This is a genomic window from Streptomyces sp. NPDC040589 (assembly GCF_055594445.1).
Window position 1 is genome coordinate 292,532 of the sequence record NZ_JBVIWP010000007.1, and the last position, 16,338, is coordinate 308,869.

At 67.9% G+C, this 16,338-nt stretch carries 10 protein-coding genes; 1 reads left to right on the forward strand and 9 read right to left on the reverse strand.

What is annotated here, in order from left to right; translation table 11 throughout:
* Positions 1-215 precede the first annotated feature (215 nt).
* The 9 genes from ACZ58V_RS29450 to ngcE all read right to left on the reverse strand — a co-directional run bounded on the left by ACZ58V_RS29450 (position 216) and on the right by ngcE (position 12,158).
* Positions 216-1,715: an amino acid permease gene (locus ACZ58V_RS29450; RefSeq protein ID WP_468192091.1), complete on the reverse strand. Its 1,500-nt coding sequence runs from the start codon at positions 1,713-1,715 to the stop codon at positions 216-218.
* Positions 1,716-1,860: 145 nt separating this feature from the next.
* A complete protein-coding gene (gene dxs, locus ACZ58V_RS29455) occupies positions 1,861-3,783 on the reverse strand; it encodes a 1-deoxy-D-xylulose-5-phosphate synthase (protein ID WP_468192092.1) in 1,923 nt (640 codons plus the stop codon).
* Positions 3,784-3,971: 188 nt separating this feature from the next.
* Complete coding sequence (locus tag ACZ58V_RS29460) at positions 3,972-5,273, reverse strand: sugar ABC transporter permease (RefSeq protein WP_471293636.1); 1,302 nt, start codon at positions 5,271-5,273, stop codon at positions 3,972-3,974.
* Positions 5,270-6,061 carry an ATP-binding cassette domain-containing protein gene (locus tag ACZ58V_RS29465; RefSeq protein ID WP_193476560.1) on the reverse strand — a complete coding sequence of 264 codons (792 nt, stop codon included), beginning with the start codon at positions 6,059-6,061 and terminating at the stop codon, positions 5,270-5,272. The genes ACZ58V_RS29460 and ACZ58V_RS29465 overlap by 4 nt, the downstream gene beginning before the upstream one ends.
* Positions 6,062-6,177: 116 nt before the next feature.
* Entirely contained in the window at positions 6,178-7,284 is a 1,107-nt protein-coding gene (locus tag ACZ58V_RS29470) for an ABC transporter substrate-binding protein (RefSeq protein WP_468192448.1), read from the reverse strand.
* Between the two features lie 133 nt (positions 7,285-7,417).
* A complete protein-coding gene (locus ACZ58V_RS29475; protein ID WP_468192097.1) occupies positions 7,418-8,629 on the reverse strand; it encodes an ROK family transcriptional regulator in 1,212 nt (403 codons plus the stop codon).
* 183 nt (positions 8,630-8,812) lie between these two features.
* Positions 8,813-9,736 carry a carbohydrate ABC transporter permease gene (locus tag ACZ58V_RS29480; RefSeq protein ID WP_468192099.1) on the reverse strand — a complete coding sequence of 308 codons (924 nt, stop codon included), beginning with the start codon at positions 9,734-9,736 and terminating at the stop codon, positions 8,813-8,815.
* A complete protein-coding gene (locus ACZ58V_RS29485) occupies positions 9,736-10,662 on the reverse strand; it encodes a carbohydrate ABC transporter permease (protein WP_382495966.1) in 927 nt (308 codons plus the stop codon). The genes ACZ58V_RS29480 and ACZ58V_RS29485 overlap by 1 nt, the downstream gene beginning before the upstream one ends.
* Before the next feature lie 41 nt (positions 10,663-10,703).
* Positions 10,704-12,158 carry an N-acetylglucosamine/diacetylchitobiose ABC transporter substrate-binding protein gene (gene ngcE, locus ACZ58V_RS29490; protein WP_471293642.1) on the reverse strand — a complete coding sequence of 485 codons (1,455 nt, stop codon included), beginning with the start codon at positions 12,156-12,158 and terminating at the stop codon, positions 10,704-10,706.
* Positions 12,159-12,526: 368 nt separating this feature from the next.
* On the opposite strand from ngcE, the gene ACZ58V_RS29495 reads away from it, so the two are divergent.
* Positions 12,527-16,330 carry a GH92 family glycosyl hydrolase gene (locus ACZ58V_RS29495; RefSeq protein WP_471293817.1) on the forward strand — a complete coding sequence of 1,268 codons (3,804 nt, stop codon included), beginning with the start codon at positions 12,527-12,529 and terminating at the stop codon, positions 16,328-16,330.
* The last annotated feature ends 8 nt before the right edge of the window (positions 16,331-16,338 follow it).

The following is a 16,338-nucleotide window of genomic DNA, read 5'->3' on the forward strand; positions in this document are numbered from 1 at the left end:
CGGGCGACTCGGCGCGACGGGGTGCTCGGCGTCGGTGCCGGTGCCGGGTGGGTGCGCAGCCCGGCGGAGCGGGGTGCCTCCCCCGCTCTCGGCTTCGGTCGAGCGGGGGGACCCCACCGCCCACCCGTGCCGCCCTGGGGGCACCTCCCAGGCCCTTGAGGCACTGGGGAGGCACGCATGCCCGCGGCTGGCCAGACCCGCACCCCGGGGCGCGGCTACGGCGTGTTCTCGGCCTTCGGTTCCTCTCCCGTCGCGAGGCGGCTGTGCGTACGGCCGTAGAGGAAGTACACGATGAACCCGGCGGCCATCCAGAATCCGAACCGCACCCACGTCTCGGCGGGCAGGTTGATCATCAGCCACAGCGAGGCGCACACCGACAGGATCGGGATGACCGGCACCCACGGGGTGCGGAAGGCCCGCGGCAGGTCCGGGCGCTGCTTGCGGAGGATGATCACGCCGATGGCGACGACCACGAAGGCGAACAGCGTGCCGATGTTCACCAGCGCGGCGAGTTCGGTCAGCGGCGTGAAGCCCGCCAGCACCGCGATGATCACGCCGAGCAGGATCGTCGGCCGGTGCGGGGTCTTGAACCGCGGGTGGACGTGCGAGAAGAACCGCGGCAGCAGCCCGTCGCGGCTCATCGCGAAGAACACCCGGGTCTGGCCGAGGAGCAGGATCATGCACACCGTCGTCAGGCCGACCGCGGCCCCGAAGCTGATGAAGCCCGCGAACCACGGATGCCCGGTCGCCTTGAACGCGTCGGCGAGCGGCGCGTCGACCGACAGCTCGCTGTAGTGCTGCATGCCGGTGACGACGATCGACACGAGGACGTACAGCGTCGTGCAGATCACGAGGGAGCCGAGGATGCCGCGCGGCATGTCGCGCTGCGGGTTCTTGGTCTCCTCCGCGGCCGTGGCCACGACGTCGAAGCCGATGAAGGCGAAGAACACCACCGAGGCGGCGGTGAAGATGCCCATCACGCCGAAGTTGGAGGGCGCCCAGCCGAACATGAGCTGGATCAGTGGGGAGTCGAGACTGGAGCCGGCCGGTACCGGCTTCTCCTTCGGGATGAAGGGGTCGTAATTGTCGGTGTTGATGAGGAACGCGCCCGCGATGATCACGACGAGGACGACCGTCACCTTGATGGCGACGACGACCGACGTGATCCGCGCGGACAGCTTCATGCCGACGACGAGGATGCCGGTGAGGACGAGGACGAGCGCGGCGGCGAGGATGTCGAAGCCGAAGGCGTCGGCGCCCTCCCGGCTGCCCAGTACCGCGGGCATCGTCCAGCCCGCGTTCTCCATCAGCGACTGGATGTAGCCCGACCAGCCGACGGCCACCACCGCCGTACCGAGCGCGAACTCCAGAACGAGGTCCCAGCCGATGATCCAGGCGGGCAGTTCACCGAGGGAGGCGTACGAGAACGTGTAGGCGGACCCGGCGACCGGGACCGTGGACGCGAACTCGGCGTAACAGAGTGCGGCCAGGGCGCAGGCGACGCCGGCCGCGACGAACGCCAGGGCCGTCGCGGGCCCCGCGTTGTCCTTGGCGACAGTGCCGGTGAGTACGAAGATGCCGGTGCCGATGATCACGCCGACGCCGAAAACGGTCAGATCCAGCGCGGACAAGGACTTCTTGAGCGCGTGCTCTGGCTCCTCGGTGTCGAGGATGGACTGCTCGACCTTCTTCGTCCGGAAGAGGGTGCTGCTCACGGGATACCTCCCACGCTTGTCGTCCTCGACATGATCGAGAGGTGGCACCATCCGTATGCCCCGGCACGGACGCATTCACGCCAATGGGCCGGTTACACCACCCTCATGGTGGGGAAACCGGCCCATCCGAACCCGTTCGGCCGTGTCAGTCGCGCACGGATTCCACGGACTCCACGGCACCGCCCTCGTACCGCCCGTCCAGCTTGGCGACCAGCCCGGTCACCTGCCGGGCGATGTCCGGCGCGGTGAGGCCGATCTCGGCGAGGATCTCGGCACGCGTGGCGTGGTCGAGGAAGCGCGGCGGGATGCCGAAGTCACGCAGCGGCACATCCACACCCGCGTCGCGCAGGGCCTGCGCGATCGCCGATCCCACACCCCCGACCCGGCTGTTGTCCTCGACGGTGACGACCACGCGGTGCCGCTCGGCGAGCGGGGCCATGGCCTCGTCGACGGGCTTGACCCAGCGCGGGTCGACGACGGTGGCGGAGATGCCCTGCTTGTCGAGCAGCCCGGCGATCTCCAGGCACATCGGGGCGAGGGCTCCGACGGAGACCAGCAGCACGTCCGGCCGGTCGGTGCCGGGCTCACGCAGCACGTCCATGCCGCCGACGCGGCCGACGGCGGGTACGGCGGGACCGACGGCGCCCTTGGAGAAGCGGACCACGGTCGGCGCGTCGTCGACCGCGACGGCCTCGCGCAGCTGGGCGCGGACCTGGTCGGCGTCACGCGGCGCGGCGAGCCGCAGCCCCGGCACGACCTGGAGGATCGACATGTCCCACATGCCGTTGTGGGAGGCCCCGTCGGTGCCGGTGACACCGGCCCGGTCCAGCACGAAGGTGACACCGCACTTGTGCAGGGCCACGTCCATCAGCACCTGGTCGAAGGCGCGGTTGAGGAAGGTGGCGTACACGGCGAACACCGGGTGCACTCCGCCCGTCGCCAGGCCGGCCGCCGACACGGCGCCGTGCTGCTCGGCGATGCCGACGTCGTAGACCCGGTCGGGGAAGCGCTTGGCGAACTTCTCCAGGCCCACCGGCTGGAGCATCGCGGCCGTGATGGCGACGATGTCCTCGCGCTCCTTGCCGAGTTCGACCATCTCGTCGCCGAAGACGGAGGTCCAGTCGGCGCCGGAGGTCTTGATCGGCAGGCCCGTGTCGGGGTGGATCTTGCCGACGGCGTGGAAGCGGTCGGCCTCGTCCTGGAGGGCGGGCTGGTAGCCGCGGCCCTTCTCGGTGAGGCAGTGCACGATGACCGGGCCGCCGAACCGCTTGGCCTTGGCGAGCGCGGACTCCAGGGCCTCGAGGTCGTGCCCGTCGATCGGGCCGACGTATTTCAGGCCGAGGTCCTCGAACATGCCCTGCGGGGCGATGAAGTCCTTCAGGCCCTTCTTGGCGCCGTGCAGGGTGCCGTAGAGCGCCTGGCCGACGACAGGGGTGCGCTCCAGGACCTCCTTGGTGCGGGCGAGGAAGCGCTCGTAGCCGTCCGTCGTCCGCAGCGTCGCGAGGTGGTTGGCGAGACCGCCGATGGTCGGCGCGTAGGACCGCTCGTTGTCGTTGACGACGATGACGAGCGGGCGGTCCTTGGCGTCGGCGATGTTGTTCAGCGCCTCCCAGGCCATGCCGCCGGTCAGGGCGCCGTCACCGATCACGGCGACCACGTGGTCGTCGCGGTCCATGATCTGGTTGGCCTTGGCGATGCCGTCGGCCCAGCCGAGGACGGTCGAGGCGTGCGAGTTCTCGATGACGTCGTGCTCGGACTCGGCCTGCGAGGGGTAGCCGGAGAGGCCGCCCTTCATCTTGAGCTTGGAGAAGTCCTGACGGCCGGTGAGCAGCTTGTGGACGTAGGACTGGTGGCCGGTGTCCCAGAGCACCTTGTCCCTGGGCGAGTCGAAGACCCGGTGCAGGGCGATGGTGAGCTCCACCACGCCGAGATTGGGGCCGAGGTGACCGCCGGTCTTGGAGACCGCTTCGACGAGGAAGCTCCTGATCTCCTCCGCCAGCTGGTTCAGCTCCTCCAGGTTGAGCCGGTCCAGATCGCGCGGTCCCCTGATACGGGTCAGCAGCGGCACCCGTGCCTCCTTGCAGTAGAGCTGATCGAGCTGTTGCCGGGCGTGTCGAGTCTAATGTTCCGCTCCTGAGGGCTGCGCCGAGGCCTTGGGGCATACATCACGCTTTCGGCTGTACCCAAGTTGTGCCACACCTACGACACAACTGTGCCCGGCACCTCTCGATGCCGGGCACAGGGGGTCGGTCGGCGTTACGCGCGGCCCGCGGTCTTCTGCGTCTTGCGCGTCACCGCGTCGATCACGACCGTGGCCAACAGCACACCACCGGTGATCATGTACTGCACCGGAGAGGCGATGCCCTCCAGGGCGAGCCCGTACTGGATCGACACGATCACCAGCACACCGAGCAGCGCGTTCCACGTCCGCCCGCGACCGCCGAACAGCGACGTACCGCCGATCACCGCGGCGGCGATCGCGTTCATCAGCAGGTCACCGCCGCCCGCGCCCTGGTTCGCCGCGGCGATCTTCGACGCGATGAACAGACCGCCCACCGCGGCGAACGTCCCGGAGATGGCGAACACCGAGATCCGGACCAGCTCCACGTTGATACCGGCCCGCCGCGACGCTTCGACGCTGCCGCCGAGCGCGAACACCTTCCGCCCGTACGCCGTACGCCGCAGCACGAAGTCCGTGACCAGGAGCACCACGATGAAGATCACCACGGCCAGCGGCAGGCCCTTGTACTGGTTGAAGACGATCGCGACGGCGAAGGTCAGAACCGCGAGCAGTACCGTCCGCACCACCGTCTCGCTCAGCGGCCGCGACGGCACGCCCGCGGCCTCACGCCGCCGGTTGCCGAGGAAGGAGCTGAGGAAGTACCCGACGGTCACCACCGCGGCCAGACCGTAGGCGGCGGCCACGTCGGAGAAGTAGTAGCTGGTCAGCTGGGCCACGACCCCGTCAGGGTCGAGGTTGATCGTGCCGTTGTCGCCCAGGATCTGGAGCATGAAGCCGTTCCAGAACAGCAGGCCGGCCAGCGTGACGGCGAACGCGGGGACGCCGATCTTCGCGAAGAAGAAGCCGTGCAGCGCGCCGGCGACCGCGCCGGTGACGATGGCCAGCGCGAAGGCGAGCCACTCGTTCATGCCGTTGGTGACGTTGAGCACGGCGAAGCTCGCGCCCGCCACACCGCTGACCGAGCCGACCGACAGGTCGATCTCACCGAGCAGCAGCACGAACACGATGCCGACGGCGATCATGCCGGTGCCGACCATGGCGACGGACATGTCGGACAGGTTGCCCGCGGTGAGGAAGTTGGAGTTCAGGCTCTGGAAGATGATCCAGATGATGGCCAGGCCGACGACCACCGGGATGGAGCCCAGGTCACCGGACTTCATCTTCCGCTTGAACTCGGTGACGTACCCCGCGAGACCCTGCTCGCGCACCAGCAGCCGGGGGTCGACCACCGTGGTGGCGGCCTTGGCCGCCTCGGGGTTCTCCACCACGTGGTCCTCGGGGGCTCCCGGAGTCGCGGAGGTCTTGTCGATACTCACTTGGAAACCTCCCCGTTCGTGCGCGCCGCACGGCGGGTCACGGCGTTTTCGGTGGCGCCCGTAATGGCGGAGATGATCTCTTCCTGCGAGGTCGACTTGACCTCGAAGATGCCGTTGTTGCGACCGAGGCGCAGCACGGCGACCTTGTCCGCGACGGCCTTGACGTCGGCCATGTTGTGGCTGATGAGGATGACGGCGTGGCCGCGCTCGCGCAGCCGCTCGACGAGGTCGAGGACCTGCGCGGTCTGCTCGACGCCGAGGGCGGCGGTGGGCTCGTCGAGGATGACCAGCTTCGGCTCGCCGAGCATGGACCGCGCGATGGCCACCGTCTGGCGCTGGCCGCCGGAGAGCGAGGCGATCGGGATGCGGACGCTGGGGATGCGGATCGACAGCGTGTCGAGCAGCTCGCGGGAGCGGCGCTCCATCTCCACCTCGTCCAGGACGCCGCGCTTGCGGATCTCCCGGCCCAGGTAGAGGTTGCCGACGACGTCGATGTTGTCGCACAGCGCGAGGTCCTGGTAGACGGTCGCGATGCCCAGGTTCTGGGCGTCGTGCGGCTTGTTGATCTGGACGGACCTGCCGTCCCATTCGATGACGCCCTCATCGATGGGGTGCACGCCGGCGATCGTCTTGACCAGCGTGGACTTTCCGGCGCCGTTGTCGCCGACCAGGGCGACCACCTCACCGGCATGGACCTCAAGCTCTACGTCGGTGAGCGCCTGTACGGCACCGAATCGCTTGGAGACCCCGCGCAACGCCAGCACGGGCGTAGCGGACACGTGAACCATCTCCTTCGCCGCCTGACCAGCGGGAGGTTGTGCAGAAGTGTGGGAGGAGCGATCACTCCGGCGCCCCGCGTAGCTTGCGGGGCTGGTGTGCGGGGCGCCGGAGGAACTCGGGGTGACTACTTGAGGCCGATCTTGTCGCACGCGGCCTTGTACTTGCCGGTGCAGATCTCGCTCACCGTGTAGATGCCGTCCTTGATGACGGTGTCCTTGATGTTGTCCTTGGTCAGGGAGACGACCGGGACGAGGACGGAGGGGACGGCCTTGGTGGTCGGGCTGTCGACCTTGTCCTTGGCGATGGAGTCGAGCGACTTGCCCTGGGCGAGCGCGACGGCCATCTCGGCGGCGACGTCGGCCTCCTGCGGGTAGGGCTTGTAGACGCTCATGTACTGCTCGCCGGTCACGATGCGCTGCACGCCGGAGAGTTCGGCGTCCTGGCCGGTGACCGGGACGTCGGCGATGCCGGCGGCCTTCAGGGCCGTGATGATGCCGCCCGCCATGCCGTCGTTGGCGGAGTAGACGCCGACGATCTTGTCCTTGCCGAGGGCGGAGATGGCGCCCTCCATGTTGGCGTTGGCGTTCTCCGGCTTCCACTCCTTGGTGTCGTACTCGCGGCCGACCTTCACCTTGCCGTCGAGGACGGAGTGGGCGCCCTTCTTGAACAGGGCGGCGTTGGGGTCGGTGGACGACCCGTTCATCATGACGATCTGGCCGTCCTTGGCCTTGTCGCCCAGGGCCTTCAGCAGGGCCTCGCCCTGGGTCTTGCCGACGGTGACGTTGTCGAACGAGGTGTAGGCGTCGATCGGGCCCTCGGCCAGGCGGTCGTAGGCGACGACGGGGATGCCGGCGTCCTTGGCCTTCTTCACCGAGCCGGCGATGGCCTTGGAGTCCACCGCGTCCACGATCAGCACGTCGACCTTGTTGGTCACCATGGTGTCGACCTGCTGGTTCTGCGTGGCGGCGTCCTGCTTGGCGTTGGCGTAGACGACCTCGCCCTTGCCGCTCGTGAGTTCCTTGACCTTCTTCTCGATGAGCACCCGGTCGAACTTCTCGTAGCGGGCGGTCGCGTTCTCCGGAAGGAGCAGACCGACCTTGATGTCGTCGCCCTTCTTGGCGGACCCGGACCCACTGGAATCGGCGTTGTCGCCGGACTCCTTGGCGCTGCCACAGGCAGCAAGCGAAACGGCCATCGCACCGGCGGCAATCGCAACAGCGGCGCGACGCATACGCGTGTTCACTTCAGAAACCTCCCTGACGAGGCCGCGACATTGCGGCCGAGGTGGCTGGAAGTCAACTCGGCCACACGTGCGACGTCAAGAAGTAAATCCTTAACGAGATGGCAACGGTGCCATCCGTTCTCTAAGTGAAGGCGGGCGCGGCTGCCTGCAGCACTCCAGGGGCAGTTCCGTCCAGAAGCGTCGAATCGCCCATCTCGCTGAGGGCGAGAGCGAGCGCTCCGAGGACCTCCGCACGGCCGCCGAGGGCGCCCGGGAGCACGGACAACTGCCGGGCGGCACTGGGGATCGCGTAGCGCCCGACGGACTCCCGGATCGGCCCGAGCACCAGCTCACCGGCCTCGGCGAGATCACCGCCGAGGACCACGCGGCTCGGGTTCAGCAGATTGCAGAGGTTGGCCACTCCGCTGCCGATGTGGCGGCCGACGTCGGCGACCACCCGACGGCAGCCCGGGTCCCCGTCCCGTGCGAGGCGCACGACGCCTTCCATCGTCAGGTCGGTGCCGTGACTGGACTGCAGGAGCGGGAGCACATAGCGCGCGGCCGCGAAGGTCTCCAGGCAGCCGCGGTTTCCGCAACGGCAGACGGGGCCGGACTCGTCGAGAGTGATATGTCCGATTTCCCCGGCTGTACCGCCGGGCCCCCGGTAGATCTTCCCGTTGATCACCAGACCGGCGCCGACACCGCTGGCGACCTTGATGTACGCCAGGTCGCGCACCCCGCGGCCGCTGCCCCAGACCATCTCGCCGAGGGCGCCGAGGTTGGCGTCGTTGTCCACGTGCACCGGCACACCGAGCCGCCCCCGCAGCTCCTCGGCGGGCTTGGTGCCGGTCCAGCCGGGCAGGATGGCGGTCGAGCCGAGGGTCCCCGACTCGACGTCGATGGGGCCGGGCACGCCTAGACCGACCCCGGCGATCTTGGACCGGTCGACCCCGGTGGCCTCGATCAGCCGGCTGACCAGTTGTTCCGCCCGGTCGAAGCCCTGCGTCGAGGAGGCGTCCACGTCCAGCGGCTCGGACTCCTCGGCGAGCACCTGGTGGGCGAGGTTCCCGATCGCGACGCGCAGGTGGGTGTGCCCGAAGTCGACTCCTATGACGATCCCGGCGTCCCCGCTGAGCGACACGCTGCGGGCCCGGCGCCCCCCTGCCGATGTCGGCGTGACCTCGACGGTGCCGCCGTCCTTCAACTCCCGGACGATGTTGGAGACCGTCGCCGCGGACAGGCCCGTCGTCCGCGCGATCTCTGCCTGGGTGAGGGAGCCCGCCAGACGCACGGCACGTACGACCCGCTCCAGGTTGGCTCGGTGCAGCGACGACTGCGACCCCGGAGTCTCCACGACGACCTCCTGCGCGCGGGGCCGCTTCGATGAGACCCCGTCCATGTCCAACTAGTGAACTCTAAGCTGAGCCGTTCGGGTCGCCTCCCGTCAAGAGGTTGAACCGTTTCCGGGTCCATGGACACACGCCCGCACGCCGCCCCCGGGACCGGGAGCGGCGTGTACGCGAGCGAACGCGCAGGGTTATTTGAGCGCGCCGGCCGTCAGCCCCTGCACCACCTGCCGCTGGAAGACGATGTACGCGGCGAGCACCGGCAGCATCGCCATCACCAGGCCCGCGAAGAGACCCGACCAGTCGCCCTTGTAGCCCTGGCTGACCGCGAGCTGCACGAGGCCCTGGGTGAGGACGCGCTTGTCCGGGTCCGTGTTGAGGACCGTGGGAAGCATGTACTGGTTCCACTGGCCCAGGAAGTTGAAGATGCCGACGCTGACCAGGCCCGGCTTGGCCATGGGCAGCATGATCTGGAAGAACGTGCGGCTGTGGGAGGCGCCGTCGACGAAGGCCGCCTCCGCGATGGACGTCGGCAGGGTCCGGAAGAACGCCGTCAGGAAGAACACCGTGAACGGCAGCGAGTAGGCGATGTAGACCAGGATCAGCCCGTGGATGGTGTTCAGCAGGCCCATGTTGTTCACGACGTAGAAGAGCGGGACCAGCGCGAGCATGATCGGGAAGCTCATGCCGCCGATGAACAGGAAGTAGATGAAGCGGTTGCCCGGGAAGTCGAAGCGGGCCAGGACGTAGGCCGCCATCGAGCCGAGCACCAGGGTTCCGGTGAGCGAACCACCCACCACCAGGACGGTGTTGAGGAAGTAGTCGCTCATGTTGGCCTCGGTCCACGCCCGCGACCAGTTGTCGAAGTGCAGCGTGTCCGGCAGCGACCAGGGCGAGGAGAAGATGGACCGGTCGTCCTTGAAGGACGTCATCACCGCCCACAGCAGCGGCATCACCACCATGAACGCCCAGATGACCAGGACGCCGTGGGAGAAGACGTTGAGGACCGTGCCTTCCTTCTTCGCCTTCGGCGGCGGGCCCGGCGGGATGTCCTCCTTGGTGACGGGCGCGCCGGACTCGGCCGGCACGGGCGCGGGGGTCTGCGTCGTCTTCATCAGTACTCCAGCCGCTCGCGACGGCCCAGCCGCATCACCACGGCGGCGAAGGCCAGCGTGACGACGAGCAGGGCGACACCGATGGTGGTGGCGTAGGCGGCCTGCCCGTCACGGAACGCCTTCTGGTACACGTACAGGACCATGACGGTGGTCGAGTAGTCGGGGCCGCCCGGCCCGGTCGTCATGATCTGCACGACCGCGAAGGACTCGGCGCCCAGGGCGAGGATGCCCATGTAGACCCAGCCGGACTGCACGGTGTCCCACAGCAGCGGCAGGGTGACGCGGAAGAAGGTCGTGGCACGGCCCGCCCCGTCCAGCAGGGCCGCCTCGTACATCTCCGCCGGGATGGAGGCCATGCCGGCGGAGAAGAGCACCACGAAGAAGCCGACCGTGGACCAGACGAGCACCGCCATCACGGCCCACAGCGCGAGGTCGGGATCGCCCAGCCACAGCGGCTGGACGTCGTCGAGACCGATCCCGCGCAGGATCGAGTTGATCGCGCCGCTGTCCGGGTTGTACGCGAACGCGAACAGCAGCGCGACGATGGCGATGGACAGCACCTGCGGAAAGAAATAGACGATCTTGTAGAACGAGGAGCCCCGGACGCCGGTGACCACCGGTCCGTTCCTCCTCTTCCGGCCGCCGACATTGATCATGAAGGCGAAGAACAGCGCCAGGCTGATCGTCACGACCGGCAGCAGAAGCGCGAACAGCAGACTGTGCTGCAACGACTTCCAGAAGATCTCGTCGTCGAGCAGCCGGCTGTAGTTGTCGAAGCCGACCATCTTGAATTCGGGACTCAGGCCGGTCCAGTCCGTGAACGAGTAATAGATGGACTGGATGAACGGCCAGACCACGAAGAGCGCGTACAGGCCGAGGGGCAACGCGAGGAAGCCCACGATGAACCGGTACTTGCCGTGCTGCATCGCCACTCCGGTGCCGTTGCGGAAATGAGTTTCCGGTGCCGTTACTGGTGCTTGTAGTGCTTGATCGAACTGTCCTTGGCGGTCTCGTCCGCGTAGGCCTGGATCTTCTTGATGGCTTCGGCCGGAGTGAGCCGGCCGGCCATCATCTCGCCGAGGCCGGAGACCCCGATCTTCTCCTTCTGGAGCTGCACGTACCAGTCCTGCATCCGCGGATTCAGCACGTTGTCGCCGGCCTTCTCCAGCGCCGCGACCCCCGACTTGAGGCCCGGGGTGAGGGTGATGCCGTCAGTGCCGCCGTTGAACGCGGTGAGCGACTTGACCTTGCTGGTGAAGTTCTTCGAGGACGCCTCGCTGAGCATGATGCGCAGCTGCTCCATGCCGCCCTCGGCGTTCTTCGCCTTGGCCGGGACGATGAAGGGCTCGCCGCCGGAGGCCCAGATGGTGCCGAAGGGCATCTTGTCGGAGGAGTCGATACCGGTGGGCGCGGAGACCGCCAGGTTGAAGTCCTTCGGGATGACGTTCGCCGACTCGTTCTCCACCCAGGAGCCGTTCGGGATGAACAGCGCCTTGCCCTGGGCCCAGGCGGTCTGCGACTGGATGTGGTCCAGACCGGGGGTGCCCTTGAGGACGTAGCCCTTCTTGAAGAGCTCGTAGTAGGCCTCGAAGCAGGCCTTGACGGCCGGGTGCTTCCAGGCGTTCGGCTCCAGGTTGTCGATGGCGTCGAGGACCTCGGCGCCGCCGACCTTGCCGATCATCGGGTAGAGCGAGAAGGGGAGGTAGTACGGGTACTTGCCCGCGTACGTCCAGCCCGCCATGCCCTTCTTCTTGGCCTTCTCGCACACCGCGAGCATCTGGTCCCAGGTCTCGGGATAGGTGGCGTCGAGCGAGTCCAATGCCTTCTGCGAGTACCAGACGCCGTACACCGTGTAGGCGTAGTACATGATCCAGACCGGGTCGCCGTCGAGCTGGCCCATCTCCACGATGCCGGGGCGCAGCGTGTCGCGGACCTTCTTGGCCGGGTCGTCGTAGGAGGGCGCGTCCAGCAGCGGGGTGAGGTCGGTGAGCTGCTTCTTTCCGGCCAGGACGCCCATGTCCATCTGCTCGGCGCCGGAGTTGTCGATGAGGTCCGGCGGGGTGCCCTGGTTGAAGCGGGGCTGGAGCGTGGACTGGATCTTCTGGGTGGCGGAGAACTTCACCTTCACCTTGGGGAAGTTCTTCTCGTAGATCTTCACCGCGTCCTCGGCGTACTCCTTGCCGAAGCCGCCGTCGAACAGGACGAATTCCATGCCCGCCGTGTCGTTGACACCGAGCGGGTTCTTCGCGGTCTTCTTGCCGGCCTTGGCCTTGTCGCCGCTGTCGTCGCCGCCGCCGCTGGCGCAGGCGGACAGGAAGCTCATCGTCGGTACGGAGATCAGCCCGAGCGCGGCGGACCTCTTGATCAGATCACGGCGGCCGACACCCTCGGTGCCGTGGTTCTCGGCGGAAGTGGATCCCATGCTCAAGTCCTCGCCTTCTCCAGGACTCAGGCGGTGAACCGGATCCTCCCCGGCACCGCGATCGGGTCACGCTGGGTCGTGCAGGAAAGTGCGGGTGGTGATGTGCGGATGGTGTGAATCGTCCGACAGGTATAGTCCACTTCCTGTCAGCGGATCAAGATCGAACACAGGGTTGGCCGTGGGTCTTATCCGAGTTGAGACCTCGCGGAAAGTCGAGCGGTCCGTGTGCTCCTCGGCGGAAATATCCCGGCCGTCGCCCCCGAATGCCACAACCAACACCCTTGACACTCCCCACCACTTGGGCAACTACTGGTCCTTGCGCATCGAAGCTGACAACGTTGTCCACTGCGCAGGGAGGGTACCCGTTGATACAGCGGAAAGCTCGGCACAGATGGGGTTCGGCGGTCGTGTCGGCGACCGCCTTCACTTTGGCCCTGAGCTCACAGGGCGTTGCGGTCGCTCTGCCCCAAGCCCCCGAGACCCCCGACCGGAGGTTCGCTTCCTCCTTCGAGTCGGACGACCCGGTTCCGGACTGGTTGAACACCGTCGACACCGCACCCGACGGCGGCAAGCGGGCCTCGGGTGTCGACGGCGGCTACAGCAGCGGCATACCGGGCAATGTGACCGACCATGTCACCGACGTCCGGGCCGGTGACGAGAACACGGGCGGGGGTGAGGTGAAGGAGAACCTCGTCGACGGCGAGCCGAGCACCAAGTGGCTCACCTTCGAGCCCACCGGCTGGGCCGAGTTCGACCTGGACAAACCAGTCAAACTGGTGCGTTATGCACTGACGTCGGCCAACGACCACGACGAGCGCGACCCGAAGGACTGGACTCTGAAGGGCTCCGCCGACGGCAAGGACTGGAAGACCCTCGACACCCGCTCCGGCGAGTCCTTCTCCGAGCGCTTCCAGACGAAGACGTACGACCTGGCGGAATCCGCCCCGGCCGAGTACCGGCACTTCCGGCTCGACATCACCGGCAACAACGGCGGCGACATCCTCCAGCTCGCCGACCTCCAGCTGTCCACGGGCGGCGGCGAAGGTCCCGTCCCGCAGGACATGCTCTCCCTCGTCGACCGCGGCCCGAGCGGCTCCCCCACCGCCAAGGCGGGCGCCGGGTTCACCGGGAAACGGGCCCTGCGCTACGCCGGCCGGCACACCGCCGAGGGGCGGGCCTACTCGTACAACAAGGTCTTCGACGTGAACGTGGCCGTCGGCCGGAACACGGAGCTGGCCTACCGGATCTTCCCGTCGATGGCGGACGGCGACCTCGACTACGACGCGACGAACGTGGCCGTCGACCTCGCCTTCACCGACGGCACCCATCTGAGCGAGCTGCGCGCCACCGACCAGCACGGCTTCCCGCTGACCCCGCGGGGGCAGGGCGAGGCGAAGGTCCTCTACGTCAACCAGTGGAACGACGTGGCCTCGCGGATCGGGTCGGTGGCGGCCGGGAAGACCGTGGACCGGATCCTGGTGGCGTACGGCTCCCCCGAGGGGCCGGCGAGGTTCCGGGGCTGGCTGGACGACGTGACCCTCGACTCCGTCGCCCCCGAGCGACCGAAGGCGCATCTGTCGGACTACGCGGTGACGACCCGCGGCACCAACTCCAGCGGCGGCTTCTCGCGGGGCAACAACTTCCCGGCGACGGCGGTGCCGCACGGCTTCAACTTCTGGACGCCGGTGACCAACGCGGGCTCGCTGAGCTGGCTGTACGACTACGCACGAGCGAACAACGCGGACAACCTGCCGACGATCCAGGCGTTCAGCGCGAGTCACGAGCCGAGCCCCTGGATGGGCGACCGGCAGACCTTCCAGGTGATGCCGTCCCTCGCCACCGGCACCCCTGACCTCGGCCGGGAGGCCCGCGAGCTGGCCTTCCGGCACGAGAACGAGACCGCGCGGCCCTACTACTACGGGGTGCGGTTCGAGAACGGCCTGAAGGCCGAGATGGCGCCGACCGACCACGCTGCGGCCCTGCGCTTCACCTACCCCGGCGACGACGCGAGCGTCCTCTTCGACAACGTCACCGACCAGGCGGGCCTGACCCTCGACAAGGAGAACGGGATCGTCACTGGCTACTCGGACGTGAAGTCCGGGCTGTCGACGGGAGCGACCCGGCTGTTCGTCTACGGCACGTTCGACAAGCCGGTGACCGAGGGCTCGTCGTCCGGCGTGAAGGGCCACCTGCGCTTCAAGGCCGACGACCGGACCGTCACCCTGCGCCTGGCGACCTCGCTGATCAGCGTCGACCAGGCGAAGGACAACCTCCGCCAGGAGATCCCGGACGGCACGTCCTTCGAGGCCGTGAAGAGGAGTGCCCAGCGGCAGTGGGACCGGCTGCTCGGCAAGGTGGAGGTCGAGGGCGCGACACCGGACCAGCTGACGACCCTGTACTCCAGCCTGTACCGGCTGTACCTGTACCCGAACTCCGGTTTCGAGAAGGTCGGCGGCAGGCACCAGTACGCCTCGCCCTTCTCCCCCATGCCGAACCCGGACACCCCGACCCACACCGGCGCGAAGATCGTCGACGGCAAGGTGTACGTCAACAACGGCTTCTGGGACACCTACCGGACGACCTGGCCGGCCTACTCCTTCCTCACGCCGAGCAGGGCGGGCCAGCTGGTCGACGGGTTCGCGCAGCAGTACAAGGACGGCGGCTGGACCTCGCGCTGGTCCTCCCCCGGCTACGCGGACCTCATGACGGGCACGTCCTCGGACGTGGCGTTCGCGGACGCCTACGTCAAGGGCGTCGACTTCGACGCCAAGGCGGCGTACGACGCGGCCGTGAAGAACGCGACGGTCGTCCCCCCGAACCCGGGCGTCGGCCGCAAGGGCATGACCACCTCCCCCTTCCTCGGCTACACCAGCACCGAGACACACGAGGGCCTGTCCTGGGCACTGGAGGGCTACCTCAACGACTACGGCATCTCCCGCATGGGCCGAAAGCTCTACGAGGAGACCGGCGAGCGGCGCTACAAGGAGGAGTCGGAGTACTTTCTGAACCGCGCCCAGGACTATGTGAATCTCTTCGACACGAAGGCCGGCTTCTTCCAGGGCCGGGACGCCAAGGGCGACTGGCGGGTCGAGTCCTCGAAGTACGACCCGCGGGTCTGGGGCCACGACTACACCGAGACAAACGGGTACGGATACGCATTTACCGCCCCACAGGACAGCCGGGGTCTGGCGAACCTGTACGGCGGCCGGAAGGGTCTCGCCGACAAGCTCGACGCCTACTTCTCCACGCCCGAGACGGCGTCCCCCGAGTTCGTCGGCTCCTACGGCGGTGTCATCCACGAGATGACGGAGGCGCGGGACGTGCGGATGGGCATGTACGGGCACTCCAACCAGGTCGCCCACCACGCGATCTACATGTACGACGCGGCCGGGCAGCCCTGGAAGGCGCAGAAGAACGTCCGCGAGGTGCTGTCGCGCCTGTACACGGGCAGTGAGATCGGCCAGGGCTACCACGGCGACGAGGACAACGGCGAGCAGTCGGCCTGGTACCTCTTCTCCGCGCTCGGCTTCTACCCGCTGGTGATGGGCAGCGGCGAGTACGCGATCGGCTCACCGCTGTTCAAGAAGGCCACCGTGCACCTGGAGAACGGGCGCGAGCTGGTGGTGAAGGCGCCGCGGAACAGCGCGAGGAACGTGTACGTGCAGGGGCTGAAGGTCAACGGCCGGACCTGGTCCAAGACCTCCCTGCCGCACTCGGTGGTCGCCAAGGGCGGTGTCCTGGAGTTCGACATGGGCCCGCGGCCGTCGTCCTGGGGCACGGGCAAGCACGCCGCGCCCGTGTCGATCACCCGGGACGACAACGTGCCGGCGCCCCGCGCGGACCTGCTGAAGGGCGAGGGTGCCCTGTTCGACGACACGTCGGCGACGGACGCGGCGGTGACGTCAGTGGACCTGCCGGTCCCGGAGGGCGCCGAGGCCGTCCAGTACACGCTGACCTCGTCGACGGACCGGTCGAAGGCACCGGCCGGCTGGACACTCCAGGGCTCCTCCGACGGCACGACCTGGCGGACGCTGGACCGGCGCTCCGACGAGTCCTTCGCCTGGGACAGGCAGACCCGCGCGTTCACGGTGAGGTCACCGGGTACGTACGAGAAATACCGCCTGGTCCTCGACGGCGAGGGCACGCTGGCGGAGGTCGAACTGCTCTCCTGAGCAATCGA